The 15,268-nt window shown below is 59.2% G+C and carries 13 protein-coding genes; 9 read left to right on the top strand and 4 right to left on the bottom strand.

Going from position 1 to position 15,268, the window contains the following annotated elements; translation table 11 throughout:
* Nucleotides 1-11 precede the first annotated feature (11 nt).
* The 8 genes from ACI5FR_RS08485 to ACI5FR_RS08450 all read left to right on the top strand — a co-directional run bounded on the left by ACI5FR_RS08485 (nt 12) and on the right by ACI5FR_RS08450 (nt 6,882).
* Entirely contained in the window at nt 12-2,312 is a 2,301-nt protein-coding gene (locus tag ACI5FR_RS08485; RefSeq protein WP_405453020.1) for a DUF4962 domain-containing protein, read from the top strand.
* A gap of 278 nt (nt 2,313-2,590) precedes the next feature.
* Nucleotides 2,591-3,136, top strand: a complete 546-nt coding sequence (locus ACI5FR_RS08480; RefSeq protein ID WP_405453018.1) for a GrpB family protein — start codon at nt 2,591-2,593, stop codon at nt 3,134-3,136.
* A 125-nt stretch (nt 3,137-3,261) separates the two neighbouring features.
* Complete coding sequence (locus ACI5FR_RS08475; protein ID WP_405453016.1) at nt 3,262-3,723, top strand: NUDIX hydrolase; 462 nt, start codon at nt 3,262-3,264, stop codon at nt 3,721-3,723.
* A 23-nt stretch (nt 3,724-3,746) separates the two neighbouring features.
* Nucleotides 3,747-4,724 (top strand): sugar kinase, encoded by a 978-nt coding sequence (locus ACI5FR_RS08470; protein ID WP_405453013.1) that lies wholly within the window; start codon nt 3,747-3,749, stop codon nt 4,722-4,724.
* A gap of 27 nt (nt 4,725-4,751) precedes the next feature.
* Nucleotides 4,752-5,414 (top strand): bifunctional 2-keto-4-hydroxyglutarate aldolase/2-keto-3-deoxy-6-phosphogluconate aldolase, encoded by a 663-nt coding sequence (locus tag ACI5FR_RS08465; RefSeq protein WP_405453010.1) that lies wholly within the window; start codon nt 4,752-4,754, stop codon nt 5,412-5,414.
* 173 nt (nt 5,415-5,587) lie between these two features.
* Nucleotides 5,588-5,980: an AbrB/MazE/SpoVT family DNA-binding domain-containing protein gene (locus ACI5FR_RS08460; protein ID WP_405453007.1), complete on the top strand. Its 393-nt coding sequence runs from the start codon at nt 5,588-5,590 to the stop codon at nt 5,978-5,980.
* Nucleotide 5,981: 1 nt separating this feature from the next.
* Nucleotides 5,982-6,431: a type II toxin-antitoxin system VapC family toxin gene (locus ACI5FR_RS08455; protein ID WP_405453004.1), complete on the top strand. Its 450-nt coding sequence runs from the start codon at nt 5,982-5,984 to the stop codon at nt 6,429-6,431.
* Between the two features lie 127 nt (nt 6,432-6,558).
* Nucleotides 6,559-6,882, top strand: coding sequence for a hypothetical protein (locus tag ACI5FR_RS08450; protein WP_405453001.1), 324 nt, complete (start codon nt 6,559-6,561; stop codon nt 6,880-6,882).
* A 9-nt stretch (nt 6,883-6,891) separates the two neighbouring features.
* Here ACI5FR_RS08450 and ACI5FR_RS08445 read toward each other — a convergent pair whose 3' ends face one another.
* Both ACI5FR_RS08445 and ACI5FR_RS08440 read right to left on the bottom strand, forming a co-directional pair.
* Nucleotides 6,892-7,383, bottom strand: a complete 492-nt coding sequence (locus tag ACI5FR_RS08445) for an NUDIX domain-containing protein (RefSeq protein WP_405452998.1) — start codon at nt 7,381-7,383, stop codon at nt 6,892-6,894.
* Nucleotides 7,384-7,901: 518 nt separating this feature from the next.
* Nucleotides 7,902-8,651: an HAD family hydrolase gene (locus tag ACI5FR_RS08440; RefSeq protein ID WP_405452995.1), complete on the bottom strand. Its 750-nt coding sequence runs from the start codon at nt 8,649-8,651 to the stop codon at nt 7,902-7,904.
* A gap of 111 nt (nt 8,652-8,762) precedes the next feature.
* On the opposite strand from ACI5FR_RS08440, the gene ACI5FR_RS08435 reads away from it, so the two are divergent.
* The gene (locus tag ACI5FR_RS08435; protein ID WP_405452992.1) at nt 8,763-9,104 is read left to right on the top strand and encodes a hypothetical protein; all 342 of its coding nucleotides are present in this window, start codon (nt 8,763-8,765) and stop codon (nt 9,102-9,104) included.
* Nucleotides 9,105-9,124: 20 nt separating this feature from the next.
* On the opposite strand, the gene ACI5FR_RS08430 is transcribed toward ACI5FR_RS08435, so the two are convergent.
* Together ACI5FR_RS08430 and ACI5FR_RS08425 are read right to left on the bottom strand one after the other, a co-directional pair.
* Nucleotides 9,125-10,168, bottom strand: coding sequence for a SepM family pheromone-processing serine protease (locus ACI5FR_RS08430; protein WP_405452990.1), 1,044 nt, complete (start codon nt 10,166-10,168; stop codon nt 9,125-9,127).
* A gap of 123 nt (nt 10,169-10,291) precedes the next feature.
* Nucleotides 10,292-14,842: a glutamate synthase-related protein gene (locus ACI5FR_RS08425; RefSeq protein WP_405452987.1), complete on the bottom strand. Its 4,551-nt coding sequence runs from the start codon at nt 14,840-14,842 to the stop codon at nt 10,292-10,294.
* Between the last annotated feature and the right edge of the window lie 426 nt (nt 14,843-15,268).

Raw genomic sequence — 15,268 nt, 5'->3', positions numbered from 1 at the left:
AGATGGGCGTCGTGAAAGCTTTGTTCGAGCCCCAGAGCGGCTTGTTGACCGTGCAGTACCAACCGGACGAAACGACGGAGTTGGCCGAGAATCCGCCCCGGTTCACGTGGATTCCGGCTCAGCTGGACCACGATCGCTACGTCCTGCAGATCTCGTCGCAGGCGGATTTTGAGGCGGCGGATACGATCACCGTCGAGGGGATCGACTACAATTTTTACACGCCGGACCGGCCGCTCGCACCCGGCACGTACTGGTGGCGGTACGCCCTGCTCGAGCCGTCCGCCGCAGGCGATGTGCGCTCGGCGTGGAGCCGGGCCCGCGCCTTCACCGTGCCGGCGGGCTTGCCCGAGACGCCGCTCCCGTCCCGCGCGACGCGGTACGCCTCGACGCCGCTCGCGCATCCGCGCCTATGGCTGCCCGCCGAGCGGCTGCCGGCGTTCCGCGCGGAGGTCGAGCGCGACCGCGCCCACTGCGGGTGGGCCGACTTCTACGAGAAGTCGGTGCTGCCCTGGACGGAGCGTCCGCTGATCGCGGAGCCCGCTCCGTATCCCGAGCACAAGCGCGTGCCCAAGCTGTGGCGCCAGATGTACATGGACTGCCAGGAGCTGCTGTATGCGATCCGGCACTTAAGCGTGGCCGGCGTCGTGCTGCAGGATGAACGGCTGCTGGCGCTGGCCAAGCAATGGCTGCTGCACGCCGCCGCTTGGGACACGGAAGGCCCGACGGCTCGCGATTACAACGACGAGGCGGCCTTCCGGGTAGCCGGCGCGCTCGCCTGGGGCTACGACTGGCTGCATGGCGAGCTGAGCAAGGACGAGCGCACGCTCGTGCGCCGGCAGCTGCTTCGCCGCACGGAGCAGGTGGCGTTCCATGTGATCGAACGCTCCAAAATTCATCACGTGCCATACGACAGCCATGCCGTACGGTCTCTTTCCTCCGTGCTTGTGCCATGCTGCATCGCCCTCTACGAGGAAGAGCCGCGTGCCCGGGAATGGCTGGATTACGCGCTGGAGTATTTTTCGGGCCTCTATAGCCCTTGGGGCGGTCGCGACGGAGGTTGGGCGGAAGGGCCGATTTACTGGACGACCGGGATGGCGTACGTCATCGACGCGATCAACCTCATTCAGGCATTTGCCGGGATTGAACTATTTCGGCGCCCTTTTTTCCACCGTACCGGAGACTTCCCGCTCTACTGCTTCCCTCCCGGCACTGTCCGCGCGAGTTTCTGCGATATGTCGAACTTGGGGGAACCGCCGATTCTGAAGACGGCCTTCAACATCCGGCAGTTCGCCGGCCTCACGGACAACGGCTGGTACCAGTGGTACTACGAGCAGATTAAGAGAACGGATGTTGATCCGGAAAGCAAATTTTACAATTACGGCTGGTGGGACTTCCACTTCGACGAGATGGTGTACCGGTACGCGTATCCGCAGGTGGAGGCCGTCGCACCGGTCGACGTGGACCCGATTCACTGGTTCCGCGATATCGGGTGGGTGGCGATCCATGACCGGATGGAGTCCCCGGACGACCATGTGATGCTGCTCACCAAGGCGAGCCGCTACGGCTCGATCAGCCATAGCCACGGCGACCAAGGTGCCTTCGTTCTGCACGCCTACGGTGAACCGCTCGCGATGCACAGCGGCCACTACTTGGCCTTCAACACGTCCATGCATACGGAGTGGCGGCGGCATACGCGTTCCAAGAACTCCATCCTGATCGATGGAAAGGGCCAATATGCGGGATTGAACAAAGCGCTCAACATGGAGGCGTACGGGATCGTGGAGACGGCCGAGCGCCGGGCGGGCTGCCGGTATGTGCGGATGGACGCGACGGCAGCGTACAAGGAGGAGGTTCCTTACCTGCAGCGGTATATCCGCGAGCTGTATTATTTCGACTCGGCGTACGTGGTCGTCGTCGATCAAGTGGATCTGGAGCAGGCGGGTAAGATTGACTGGCTGCTGCATACGCTCGGGCCGCTCCGGCTTGATGGCCAGCGCGCCCTCTACGAAGGCTCGAAAGCGAAGCTCGATGTCCGCTTCGTCTACAGCTCCACGGGGGCGATGACGTTGTCTTCGCACCAGGGTTTTCCCGGCGTCAAGCCGGAGGAGTTGGCCGGGCTCGACCTGCACTGGCATTTGCAGGCCCGCACCGAAGCCGCCTCGCGGCATCGGATCGCGGCGCTGCTCGTGCCGATGCGGGCGGCGGAGAGCCGGTATGTGTCCTATTTCATGGACGATCAGGATCATGGCGTGCACCTGTACTTCACCGACAACGGCGTGACGCGCCATGTGGATGTGCCGAAGGCGTATTAGTGGAGAAGTTGGGGGGACGTCAGCTCTTTTCAGCTCTGCTATGCTCAAATAACCGACTTTTTGCCGCTAATGCCGACTTGATGTGATTTCTCCCGATAGCGGCAGATTTTGCCGTTAATTCGGAGGGATCAAGGAACATGCCCCTCTGGAGCCACATGCTCCACGGGGTTTTCTTTTTGCGTGGGATTAGAGCCATAAAGGAATTCATGTGTAAAAAATCGAATGGTAAGGTGAGAAAACCGAGCAGGGAAGGTCCACGTGAGTAAAGGAGTGCCCTAATGTCAGATCCCATAATCATAGTCCCGTACCAGGACGCATGGAGCGAAGAGTTTAGGCAAATTGGATCCAGGATCCGAGAGGCGCTGGGAGATACAGCGGTCCGGATCGACCATATCGGGTCCACGTCGGTGCCGGGACTAGCCGCAAAGCCAGTGATCGACATACAAATCTCCGTCCCCTCGCTCGACCCTTTGCATACGTACAAGCCTGGGCTGGAGGCAATCGGCTTCGTTCATCGGGCAGGCAATCCGGATCTGACTAAACGCTATTTCCGTGAAACACCGGGGAGCCGCAGAACCCATATCCACGTGCGGGAGCGGGGGAGTTGGCCGGAACAGAGCGCGTTGTTATTCCGGGACTATCTTCGCCAAAGCCCGGAGGATTGCGAGAAGTACGCAGAGACGAAGTTGGCCCTGATGGCGCTGTACCAGCAGGAACGTGAACGATATGTGGAAGCGAAGGGACCGGTCGTGTGGGAGATTTTGCGCCGGGCCAGCCAGTGGAGCCAGTCGGTAGGGTGGAGGCCGGGGGCTTCGGACCTCTAATTGTCGTCCGCATCGCCCGCCGCTTTTCTGCGTTTCCCGAAAAATCGATACGGCCGGCCTCTATATTATGATAGGATAGAAGCATTGACGTATTGGAATCCGAACAAGCCGCAGGGAGGGCAACGATGGCATCAACAAAACGGGAAGACTGGTTCCGGCCGGGCGCCGCCGTGCATTTGTTCTTTCTTCGGGGCGAAGAACTGCTGATGGCAAGACGGCATAACACGGGGTACGAGGACGGCAAACTAAGCGTCGTAGCCGGCAAACTGGACGGGGGCGAGCAGGTCGTACAAGCCGCGATCCGGGAAGCACGCGAAGAGGCGGGGGTGGAGCTGCAGCCCGAGCAAGTCGAAATCGTCGGCATCATGCACCGGATGAGCGGTTCCGGCGAATGGGTCGATTTTTTCGTGACGGTGCGGGACTGGCCGGGAGAGCCGGTAAACTGCGAGCCGCACAAATGCTCCGAGTTCCGCTGGGTGCGCACGACGGATCTGCCTGCCGATACGATCCCGTACATACGGCGAGCGGTGGACAATTACGTCCAGGGCCACTGGTTCGACAGCTTCGGCTGGACTTTGATAGAATGAGAGTTAAAAAGGGGGAGCGACTTATGAAAGAGCAGTCTCCGGTCCCGGCCGCCGGACGGCCTGATGTAGTGACCTTCGGCGAGTCCATGGGACTCATGATGCCGACGGGACCGAAAGGGATCGAATATACCGCCCAGTTCGAGAAATCGCTCGCCGGTGCGGAGAGCAATCTGGCGATCGGGATCGCCCGGTTGGGGCATTCGGTCGGTTGGTTCGGCCAGCTTGGCGGCGATCCGCTAGGCCGATATATTTTGAAGCAGATTCGCGGAGAAGGCGTCGACGTCTCGCGCGCCGTACTAGCCGCCGATGCGCCTACGGGACTCATTATTCGGGAGGTCGTCTCCGGCAAGTCTTCCGTCTACTACTATCGCCGCCATTCGGCGGCCAGCCAGATGCGGCCGGAGCAGCTCGACGAAGCGTACATCGCGCAAGCGCGCATCCTGCACATGACAGGCATCACCGCCGCGCTCAGCGAGTCGTGCCGCGAGACGGTACGCGAAGCGATCCGCATCGCCAAGAAGCACGGTGTCACCGTCTGCTTCGACCCGAACCTGCGGCTCAAGCTGTGGACGATTGAGGAAGCGCGTCCGGTGCTGCTCGAGCTCGCGTCGCAGGCGGACTACTTCCTGCCCGGGTTGGACGAGCTCAAGCTGCTGTACGAGACCGACAGCTTCGAGGAGATCGTCGCCCGGCTCGGCGAGCTGTCGGCGGTCTCCATCGTGAAGGGCGGCGACGACGAGACCTACGTCGTCGAGGAGGGACAAGTGTCGGCCGTCCCGTACTTCAAGGCGGAGCGGGTCGTCGATACCGTAGGTGCGGGAGACGGGTTCTGCGCCGGCTTCATCGTCGGGGTGCTGAAGGGCTACACGCATACGGAAGCGGTACGGCTGGGCAATCTGATCGGCAGCATGGTCGTGCAGATGGAAGGCGACTGGGAAGGGCTGCCGACTTGGGCACAAGTGCAGGCGGTGTTGAACAAGACCGCACACGTCGAACGTTAAGCTAACCAAGGGAGCGAACAAGACACGATGAAAAAAATCAAACTGCTGCAGCAAATCACGGATGCGGGCGTCGTCGCCGTCCTCCGCGGGGAGACGCCGGAAGAGGTCGTCCGCATGGCGGAGCATGCGATCGCCGGAGGGATCCGGGTCATCGAGGTGACGATGACCGTGCCGTTCGCGCTTCGCGCCATCGAGGAGCTAGCGAAGCGGTACTCGAGCTCGGCGAAGGACGACAGCCGCTTCGCCATTATCGGCGTCGGCACGGCGCTCGATCCCGAGACGGCGCGTGCCGCCATCCTGAGCGGGGCCGAGTTCGTCGTCGGCCCGTCGCTCAACCCACGCACCGTCGAGCTGTGCAACCGGTACCGGGTGCCGATCATGCCGGGCTGCATGACGATCCAGGAGATTCAGACCGCGCTCGAGCTCGGCGTCGATATCGTCAAGCTGTTCCCGGGCAACCTGTTCTCCCCGGCGATGATTAAGGCCATTAAAGGCCCGCTGCCGCAAGCGAACATCATGCCAACGGGTGGTGTGTCCCTCTCGAACCTGGGTGAATGGATCCAGGCCGGGGCCGTGGCGGTCGGGATCGGATCCGATTTGACGCAGGACGCCGTGAAGACGGGCAACTACGACCTGGTGACGCAGAAGGCGGCCAGTTATATGGAAGCCTACCGTGCGGCGAAGAAGTAACGGAAGCGATAGAGGGACCAGGGCGTGCGCTCTGGTCTTTTTTGTGCCAATAACCCTTACGTTCTTTGAGAAATCGGAATATAAACATTAAGTAAGGCAATAAATAAGGTGTAAGGAAATCTTATTTTACCTTGATTGAAACACATTCAAGGAATATAATGGGAGGTAAGACGATGAACAAGCCCAACGATAGACCAACCCCTTCCGATAATCGTGACTTCATCCAATTAAACCGCGGAAAGGAAATGACAGAAATGAACGCAGCAGCTAACCATACAGATATGCTTGAAGGAACAGCCAAGATCACTAGTAAAGGGCAAATTACGGTTCCGGCCAAATTCATGAAACAGCTAGGTCTTAAGGAAGGCGATCAGCTTCGGTTCGTAATGTCCGAAGATGGTGAGATTCGGGTCGAACCGATCCGTCTCCTATCCGCTGACGAACTGTTCGGCATGTTCGACCAACCGCAGGATGCGGGGAGCTTCGTCCTGGACATAAATTCTGCTCGTGAAGAACGCGCTGCCATACTCTTAGGGAAGCCGGAGCCCAACAACGGAGGAGATTGAGTTGGAGACAAGAACGGAAATTTGGCTGGACACCAATATCATCATTTATGTCCTGCGCACGAATGAACAGTTTTCTCCCCAATCCCGTAAGCTTGTGAAGGACGCGGAGGCAGGGAGTTTTGTTTTGAAGATTTCGCCGGTTGTAATACACGAATGTGTATTTGTCCTGCTCGGCAGGCAATTTGGCATACCTAAAGCCTTCGTGAGAGACGCCTTAATATCCTTTATTAATCTAAGAGGAGTGGACTGCGAGGAGAAAGCGGTTGTGGAAGAAGCTCTTAATTCTTTTGTGCGTAAAGGGATCGACTTTGGCGATGCTTATCTCGCCGCTCATGCGAAGGCGGTAACCCCAGCACATGTCGTTACATACAACGTGAAAGATTTCTTACAATTGGGTGTACTCGTAGAAACGCCGGATCAACTGATGGACAAGCACAAGAACAGAGGATAGAGAAGCCAATCCCAATACTCCCCGAACTAGCCTTAGGTCCAGGCCGGAGCCAAACGGAAGACCAATGTACAACGGTCGGACGGGTGATATAATGAGCATCAGAAAGCAATTCGAGGAGGAATGGAAGTTGAGTACATCGCGAATTATGAAGTTTGTTACGGGGGCCATGGAGGCATTTCTCGGGATCCCGGTTCTGGGCGGCCTGTTCATTATATCGACGGGCTATACGCCCTTGTGGGTGATGCTGATTCTGCACATCATCACCTTGCTCCTGTGCAGCAAGGAGAACACAGGCCGACTCGGCAGCGTCCTCGGGATCGTCACCTCTTGCTTGGCTTGGATCCCGTTCCTGGGGATGCTGATGCACATCTTGACCGCCGTCGTACTGCTGCTGAACGCGATTTTCGAAGGCAATTCCAGCCGCAGAGTGCATGGCAGCACCCGGTGGTAACATTCACGATTACCACAACGTGACGCCACTTGGACTAACGTGGCCGCGTTGGTCGAGCAGAGCGTGTACGATGGGATGGTGCGTCTCCGCCAGCGGGAGCTCGAGCAGGTCGGCTAACGGAACGAAGCGCAGCTCGAGCGATTCCTCGCTAACTATGAGCTCGGTGAACGGCTCGACTTCCACCTGGTACGCGAGCGTCACAATCCGCTTGACGCGGCCGCTGGGAAAGGCAATGAGGCGCGATGGATCGGAGAACGTTCCGAATAGGGAAGCAGAGGAGACGGTTAAGCCGGTCTCCTCTTTTACTTCGCGATGGAGCGCTTCGAGCAGAGTCTCATTCGGTTCGATCGCCCCTCCGATCAGTGCCCAACGATCGCTGTCGGTGCGCTTCTCTACGAGGAGGGAGCCGTTCTGCTCAATAATCGCTATGACGCCCAGCCCCATCGGCTGGTTCGGCTCCGGGGCTTGCGGGTCGCGGTAATAAAAACGGGAATTCGCCACTTGGGCACGTCCTTTTTCGCTGGGTTTGTTTATGTAGGGGAGCGTAGTAAACAGAAGTTTACTCGTTGTAAGTGCATGTTAACTATTCTAGGACCAGTGGTCGGAAGAAGCGGCAATAGTAAAGCCATCTTTGGTTAATAGTTAAGTGCACTAAACTATTAACCAAAGATTAGTTTACTATTTGGGAAAATCGGCATACTGAGCGCCAAAATAGTAAACATACCTTTTCTAATTGTAAAGTTAGGTTTACAACTCAGAATTCGAAGGGGACAGGGGCACAGGGCGGAAGAGTATAGGGGCAAGAGAGCACAAGTCCACATGGAGCTTCCGGCTCAAACCCGCCTGGGACTCGCCTAGACCTGTGACAATTCCGCCTCAACCCGCCTGGCACTCACCTTAAACCTGCGTCAAACCCGCCTGGGACTCGCCTCAGACCTACGGGAAACCGCCTCAACCCACCTGGGACCCGCCTCAAACCCGCCCCAAACTCGCCTCACACCGGCCTCTTACCAACACGGTCACCCCAGCGTCCCATACTGCAGAATGGCAGGAGGGACCTCCAGCAGCGATTTCAGCTGCAAGTACAGCCGCTGCGGCTTCGACTGAATTTCCACGATATTGTACTTCCACTCGCTGATCGCCGGGATATGAATCGCATTGATGCCCGTCTCGATGGCGGGGACGATGTCCGTCCGGATCGAGTTGCCGATCATCCACGTCTTGTTCCGATCGAACCGCTGCTTGTCCAGGATGGACTCCATCATAGCGGTCGTTTTGTGCGGCGAGATGAAAATGCGGTCACCGAAAAACGCGTTCAACCCCATCTGCTTCACCTTGCGCTCTTGAATCACCGTATCCCCGCCCGTATACAGAAACAATTCGTGGCCCTGCAGCACCAGCTTCTCCAGCGTCTCGGTCATGTTCGGATAAGGCTCGATCGTGAGCGTATACACGCTGTTCCCCAGATCGTACAGCCGCTCCTGCTCCTCCACGGAAGTCTCGCGTCCGGTCACGGTGCTGAAGTGGATATACGTATCGACAAGCGACTGCGGGAAGTGATCCGACACGAAGCCATGCTTCTGCACGCCTTGCTCGTCGATCTCATACTGCTTCGTCTTCACTTCCTCCTTTGTGACGCGGTACCCGGCGAACCAGGTCGTCATCAGATCGAAGAATTGGTCCAGGACGAAATCGAAATATTTGTTGCAATGAATCAGCGTATCGTCCAAATCGAACAGAATCGTTTGTGTGGTCAATGTGCGTTTCATGGAGACACCCCTTTAGGCAAATGAGTTGCTTTGTAAAAATTCGGTCAAAATGGGCACGCTAAGGTGGATTGGCAACTGCAGACTCGCAGAGCGAGAAAGGAGCGCTTCACCATGACCCTATCAGGCAAAATGATCAAAGGGACGATCGTGATCGCGATGGCGGCCGGCCTCATGAGCATCACCGCATGCAATCGGGATTCGACGTTACAAATCAAGCAGCAGCATAATATGGATCGTCGCGGGATGATTCAGGACAAGAACGTCGATCAGGGCCGCGTCAATACGAATCTCCCGCAGGGCGGCTCGGAAGCGGAGAAGCAGTACCGCACCAGCCCGAATATTCGCCCCAGCGACACGAGTGGCGGGACCCCGAATACGATCGAGGGCGTTCAGCCGGTACCAACCGGCAGCCCGGCGCCATCCCGGATCGGCCCGTCCCATCCGCACCATTAGGCGCAGTCGGCACCCCAGTCTTACTTAGAAGGCAGCTGCTCCAAGAATTGTACGGCTTCGGCCAAGGTGGTCACCGGGACGAGCTTCATCTTGGTATTCAGCTTGCGGTAGGCTTCGAGCGCCTCGGTCTCGTTGTGATCGGTCGGATTGACGTTCTTCGGAAGCAGGAAGTAATCGGCCCGGTTCTTAGAGGCGGCGATAATCTTGTGGTCGATGCCGCCGATCTGTCCGATCGTACCGTTAGCATCTACCGTACCGGTCCCGGCAATGCGGTAGCCGCGAGGCAGCTCGCCATTCCGGTATTGAGAGACGATCTCCAGCGCCAGCATGAAGCCGGCCGAGGGGCCGCCGATATCGCTCAACTTGAAATCGATCTGCTCCTGATGGATCGGATATTGCACGGTTGCGAACCCGAAGCCGAAGCCGGTTCGTTTGCCGGCCGCATCGTCCAGCTCCATCAGAGGGACGCTGAGCTGCTCGGTCTTCGAGCCGCGCTTCACCGCAGCCGTGACCTTGTCGCCGGGACGCTTGTCGGCCAGAATCGTGCGCAGGTCCTCGGCGGTCTTGATGGAACGCCCTTCGACAGCCGTCACGATGTCGCCTTCGAACAAGACGTTCGCGGAAGGGGCATTCGGCAGAAAATAATTGATGATAACGCCCTCGTAATTCAGCTGTACCGGCTTATTAAGCACATGTAGGGCAGCAATGACGGCACTCGCTTCGGAGTCGTCGCGCATCCATTCCAAGAGCCGGTTGTACGACTCTTGATTGCGCACCAGGCCGAGCTTCTTGCTCGCCGGAACGAGATCCGCGTGAGGCGCCAGCTTGCCATACAGCCAGACGTACGGGTTGGCGCTGATCGAATAGACGGTCGTGAACATCAGTTCGCCCCGATCGGGATGCGGTTGGCCCTGCACGGACACGCGTTCGTCGAGCGGCTCGGCCGACCCGGGGAGCTCCACATAGTAGGGCAGCGGGATATACGAGATCGCGAGCAGGAGCAGCAAGAGGACGAAGAGGAGCTTCCACCGCCGTCCGATTAAAGCAAACCAGCTCTTCCTCATAGCGGTGCACCCCTGTCATTTAGGTTTACCTACTATCTTACTGCACATTAGGCAAAAGAAAAAGACCCGGCCGGACGATCCTCCAAGGAGGACGCCAGCCGGGTCATTAGCGGTAAATGAGCGTTATTCGGTTGCCACGGATTGATCGGCTTGCATGCCGACCGGGGAGATGCGGACGAAGTTCGCGTCCAAGTTGCCGAGCAGCGCGTCGATCTTCGCGGCGGCTTCCGATTGGCCGGTCGCGAGCAGCTCTTGCTTGTAAGCGCCGAGCAGCTCGGTCAAGTCCGTGCGGCTCTTCTCGCCCAGCGGTTGCAGGCTGACCTTCGCGCCTTTGGCGACGCGGCGCTCGATCGCTTGCGTGTCGAGGCCAAGCTCTGGCACGAGGCGCTGGTACACGACCCCGCCGGTCATCCCGGCGCAGATCCAGGGACCCGGGTCGCCCATGACTACGGCACGGCCGTTCGTCATGTACTCGAACGCGAAGCCTTTCAGGTTCGCGCGGCTCGCGATGTTGCCGAGCTCATCCTGCAGCGGAGCGGCGATCTCGCCGCCAAAGATGACGTCTGCCCCGGACAACCGGATGCAGGCGCGGGAGTCGGCGCCGCCTTGGACGATGAACAGCCCTTTCTGAGCGCCATAGGCGAACGACTTGCCGACGGAGCCGTTGATGAAGCGGCCATGCTTGCCGATCGTCTTCATGATGGCGACTTTGCCGCCGAGCGACATTTTGCCGACACCGTCTTCGGCGCCGCCCTGGACCGTGATGTTCACGCCCCGGGCGTTGAACGCGCCCAAGCCGTTGCCCGGTACGGAGCCGTCGGTCAGCTGGAGCGTAATCTCCGGAAGCTGGTCATAGCTGCCGTCGAACCGGTCGCGGACGCGATGGCTCGAGTAGCGCGTGCCGAGAATCCGCGATTCCGCATTGACCTTGGACCACTTGCGCACGATCGGTCCGCTGCTGAAGGCGACGGAGTCCGGATAGAACTCTTGGCCTTCGGCACCGACCGCGACGCGGATGTCCGAGGAGGTAGCGGCCGCTTGCGCTCTAGCTTCCGAAGCGGCTTGCAGGAACGAGATCGGAGCCGGACGCAAAATGTCGGACAGGTCGATGCGGTCTTGCTTCGCCGTCTGCTCGAGCAGGTCGGAACGGCCGACGAGCTCTTGCAGGCTCGAGTAGCCGAGGTCTGCGACGATCTGACGCACTTCGTCGCCGATGCCGCCGAACAGGCGCACCAGGCTGTCTACAGCCGTCTCGTAGACGCGAGGAACGAAGCGGCGCAGCCCTTTCTCATCGGCTTCCTCCATGGAGTCGATCTGAGTCGCAATGCCGACGTGGCATGTGTCGAGGTGGCAGCCGCGGCAAGTCGTACAGCCGATCGACTGCATCGCGAGGCTGCCGAAGCCGGCGCGGTTCGCGCCCAGCATGACCATCTTCACGACGTCGGCGCCAGACTTCAGTCCGCCATCGGACCACAGTTCGACCTGATGTCGCAAGCCTGCTTCGATCAGGGCGACGTGAGCGAGCTTCGTCCCGATCTCCGTAGGCAAGCCTACATGGGTGATCGAGTGGACGCGCGCCGCACCCGTACCGCCGTCGAAGCCGGACAAGGTGATGACGTCCGCGCCCGCCTTGGCTACGCCGACGGCGATCGTGCCGATCCCCGGCACAACCGGGCATTTCACGATGATCTTGGCTTTGCGGCCGCTCGCTTCCTTCAGCTCGCTGATCAGCTGGGCCAAGTCTTCGATCGAATAGATGTCATGGTTGTTCGATGGCGAGATCAGGTCGGATCCGATCGTAGCGTTCCGAGCCGCAGCGATCTTCGCCGTAACCTTGGAGCCCGGCAGGTGACCGCCTTCCCCCGGCTTCGCGCCCTGGCCGACCTTGATCTCCAGGAACGCGACGGCGTTCATCAGCTCGACGTTGATCCCGAAGCGGCCGGAAGCGACCTGCGCGCCGCGCGTCTTCTTGTAGCGGCCGAGCATATCCTTGATCTCACCGCCTTCGCCGTTCATCGTCACCATGTTCAGCCGCTCGCCGGCTTCCGCATAGGCGCGGAACGCCGTCTCGTTCTGCGAGCCGAACGACATGGAGGAGATGAGCATCGGCAGGCTGTGTCCGCCGATCGAGATGTCGACCTGCGACGGATCCAGCGGCTTGCGGCCATGGAGCGCCTTCGCGTAGTTGAAGTCGGCTACGTGGCGGATGGAGATCGGGTTGCGCTTTTCTTCCTCGCGCAGCTTATCCATATACTGGCTGTACGGTGCTTCGCCCGAAGCGGCGTCGCCGAGCGCCTTCCACATCCGTTGGAAGAAGCGGAAATTTTTCGCCGCCTTCGCCTTCGGATTGGCATAGTCCGCATAGCGGGCGTTCGCATCCTGCTCCAGCTCGGCGAAGCCGGTACCGGCCGACTCGCTGCCCAGATAGTTGACGATGTCGAGCACTTCCGCGAGCTCCGGCTTCAAGCCGATCGAAGAGAAGAAGCGGGTGTAGCCGCGCAGCTCGTGCGTACCAATCGTCGAGATGACTTTCTCGAGCCCCTTGGCCAGCGTGAGCAGTACCTTGCGGGCAGCCGCTGCGCCTTCCTTGTCTGCTGCCGTCTCGAACAACAGGTAAGGGGAGATGATCTCGGCGCCCAGTCCGCAAGCCAGCGCGATGTCGTGCAGGCTGCGGATCGAAGCCGAGCGCAGGGCGATCGCCGCATGGCGGCGCAGGTTGTCGCCGCTACCAAGCTTCACGCCGCGCAGCGCGATGTCGACCTTGGATACCGCGAGATGCGGGTCCATCCACAGGTTGTCGTTCTGATGCGCTTCGGCGTCGTCGAGGACGACAAGAATCGCACCTTTCTGCACGGCAGCCACAGCGTCAGCGGCGAGCTGCTCCAGAGCGGCTTTGAGCGAAGTGCCGCGCTTGAACGTGAGCGACAGGCGGGCTACCGCGCCTTCGCCTTGCCGGCCGCACTCGGCAATGATCTGCTCGAGGGACATGTGGCTAATCTCCTCTTGGGAGCCGATGCCGTTCTCGCCTTCCAATACCATCGGCGCCATCAGCTCGAAGCGGACACCGCTATCGACTTGACCGTAGATGGTAGGGCGAGCCCCGATCACGACGCGGGTGGAGAAGTGCTCCATCTCGCGGTCGCGGTCGATGGCAGGGTTCGTGACGACCGCGACGCTCTCCTTGATGAAATCCGGAATGTTCTGGCGTTCGGTGGACAGCGCCGCATGGGGGCCGTCAAAGCCCAGCGAGCGGATCGGCTCCGCCCCGGTCTGGGACATCGACTCGATCGCCTGGATGCCATCGCGATCCCAGCCGAACGCGCTGTACACGTTGTCGGTCGTGCCGATCTTGGCGAGCGGCGCCGTCGCGGCATCGGACTTGCCGAACGACAGATGCTTGCGCATGCCGCCGATGTTGATGCGCTTCGAGGTACGCTCCAGCACCTTGCCTTGCAGCTCGGTGTAAGGCACGATGCGGATCGGCTGACCGGCGGTCAGCTCAATGCCGATTTTCTCGCCCGGTGCGACCGGCTTCGGCTCGGCGACCATTTGGTCGACCGTAACGATGCCCTGCTCGGACGAGAAGTACAGTGATGTCTCGCTCTCGACCATCCATAGCGGACGAAGACCAAGGGCATCGACGCTGAATACGCACTCGTTGCCATAGCGGGAGACGATCCCGGCCGGGCCTTGCGCATAGTGGCCCCAGATTTGACGGTAGTACACGTAGAGATCCTGCAGCTCCGGACGGAACAGCTTCATCTCATTGTGGATCGGCGGGAATACGAGCTCCATTGCTTCGAACAGGCTCATACCGAACCGGTGGATGAACGTCTCGATCACGCGGTTCATGTCTTGCGAGTCACTGCCACCGTCTACGAGAGGGACGCCGATCATGTCGGCTTCATAGCGCATTTTCTTAACGGTATTAATCTCGCCGTTGTGGCCGAGCAGGGAGAACGGCTGGACGCGGAAGAAGCTGGACAGTGTGTTCGTCGAGTACCGGTTGTGGCCGATCGTCACTTGCGCGGCGAACAGCGGGTCTTGCGTATCCTTGAAATACTTCGGCAGGATGCTGGCCGCACCCATCACTTTGTAGGCTGCCGTTACGTTGCTGAGCGACGCGACGTGCACGTAGAAGCGCGCTTCGATCGCGACATGCAGCTCGTACAGGTGGTCGGCAGTGACGACTTCCTGCTTTTTGTTCACCGCGGCTACTTGCCAAAAGGTGGGCTCATCCAGGCGGCCATTGCGGCCCAGGACGTTGCTGTTCACTTGGTTTTCCTGCTCCAGCACGATCTCGATGTCGCGCTCCGCGAACATGGTACGGATCTCCGTTTGTACTTGAGCGACCGTCTTGTCGAGGTTACGCGGGATGAAGATGTGCGCGATCGCAAAATGCGGATCGTAGGCCAACTGCGCGTCGAGCCCGGCCTTCTCCAGGCGGCTGCTCCAGAGGGCGCGCGGGATGTCGGTCAAGATGCCGCAGCCGTCGCCTTCGCCGTCGATGAACCCGGAGCGGTGCTCCATCAGGACGAGCGCTTCGATCGTTTTTTGGATGTTGTCGCGGGACGGCTTGCCGTCTTTTTCAATAATGCAAATAATACCGCAGGCGTCATGCTCCGTCTTGAGCAAGTCCTGGAAGCGACCTTCATTGATCATAATTTCATTCATATCGTTACAGCCGGAATCGAAAAATTCCGACCTTCACCTCCCTATCTTCTAGAAGAACCGTATCCCCTTTTTTGGGAAATCGAAAACAAGCCTGCTGCATTCGCCTTTTTCGAAAAGGAGCGGAGGCCGTAGCGAAACAAGGGGTAGTAAAGATGGGCCTTGCCTGTTAGGGCGGGCCGGTTTGCCGAATAGCCGTTGCGACTCCGCTGTCCGCTGCCCGGAATCGGGGCTTATGCGACGAGGCGTACCGGTTGACGGCGATGGATATAACAAAAAAAAGTCCTTGTCTGCTAGGCTCGACTGCACGTTTCAAGGGCGGAATACATAATCATGCACAATGGGAAAGGTTAAAGGTTAAAGGTTAAAGGTTAAAGGTTAAAGGTTAAAGGTTAAAGGTTAAAGGTTAAAGGTTAAAGGTTAAAGGTT

The organism is Paenibacillus sp. HJGM_3 (assembly GCF_045062745.1).
In the GTDB taxonomy this organism is placed as follows: domain Bacteria; phylum Bacillota; class Bacilli; order Paenibacillales; family NBRC-103111; genus Paenibacillus_AA.
Note: the sequence above shows the minus strand (reverse complement) of the source record. Positions and strands in the feature narration are given on the sequence as shown.